General features: G+C 52.5%; 1 rRNA gene. It reads left to right on the top strand.

Features of this window, described 5'->3' with window-relative positions:
- Nucleotides 1-48: 48 nt before the first annotated feature.
- Nucleotides 49-1,304: ribosomal RNA gene (locus QOZ98_RS18905) — 23S ribosomal RNA — on the top strand; the annotation flags it as partial.

Below are 1,304 nucleotides of genomic sequence, written 5' to 3'. Positions count from 1 at the left end.
GATTCATGTACGCGTGGCCGTTTGGCCACAACTTTTTAATTGACCATTGGTTAAGTTAGAAAGGGCGCACGGTGGATGCCTTGGCACTAGGAGCCGAAGAAGGACGGCACTAACACCGATATGCTTCGGGGAGCTGTAAGTGAGCTGTGATCCGGAGATTTCCGAATGGGGGAACCCACTGCCTTTAATCGGGCAGTATCCATGTGTGAATTGATAGCACATGCGAAGGCAGACCCAGGGAACTGAAACATCTAAGTACCTGGAGGAAGAGAAAGCAAATGCGATTCCCTGAGTAGCGGCGAGCGAAACGGGATCAGCCCAAACCAAGAGGCTTGCCTCTTGGGGTTGTAGGACACTCTATACGGAGTTACAAAAGGCAGGATTAGGCGAAGCGACCTGGAACGGTCCGCCGCAGCGGGTAATAGCCCCGTAGCCGAAAACCCTGCCCCTCCAGAGTGGATCCTGAGTACGGCGGAACACGTGAAATTCCGTCGGAATCCGGGAGGACCATCTCCCAAGGCTAAATACTTCCTAGTGACCGATAGTGAACCAGTACCGTGAGGGAAAGGTGAAAAGCACCCCGGAAGGGGAGTGAAATAGATCCTGAAACCGTGTGCCTACAAGTAGTCAAAGCCCGTTCATGGGTGATGGCGTGCCTTTTGTAGAATGAACCGGCGAGTTACGATTGCATGCAAGGTTAAGCTGAGAAGGCGGAGCCGCAGCGAAAGCGAGTCTGAATAGGGCGACAGAGTATGCAGTTGTAGACCCGAAACCAGGTGATCTACCCATGTCCAGGGTGAAGGTAAGGTAACACTTACTGGAGGCCCGAACCCACGCACGTTGAAAAGTGCGGGGATGAGGTGTGGGTAGCGGAGAAATTCCAATCGAACCTGGAGATAGCTGGTTCTCTCCGAAATAGCTTTAGGGCTAGCCTCAAGATTGAGAATCCTGGAGGTAGAGCACTGTTTGGACTAGGGGCCCATCCCGGGTTACCGAATTCAGACAAACTCCGAATGCCAGTGATTTATGCTTGGGAGTCAGACTGCGAGTGATAAGATCCGTAGTCAAGAGGGAAACAGCCCAGACCACCAGCTAAGGTCCCCAAATATCCGTTAAGTGGAAAAGGATGTGGCGTTGCTTAGACAACCAGGATGTTGGCTTAGAAGCAGCCATCATTTAAAGAGTGCGTAATAGCTCACTGGTCGAGTGACACTGCGCCGAAAATGTACCGGGGCTAAACGGATTACCGAAGCTGTGGATGGAACCCGTAGGGGTTCCGTGGTAGGAGAGCGTTCTAAGGGCGT

It is taken from the genome of Planomicrobium stackebrandtii (genome assembly GCF_030814955.1).
GTDB classification, from domain to species: domain Bacteria; phylum Bacillota; class Bacilli; order Bacillales_A; family Planococcaceae; genus Planococcus; species Planococcus stackebrandtii.
This window is presented reverse-complemented; position numbering and strand designations above follow the sequence as displayed.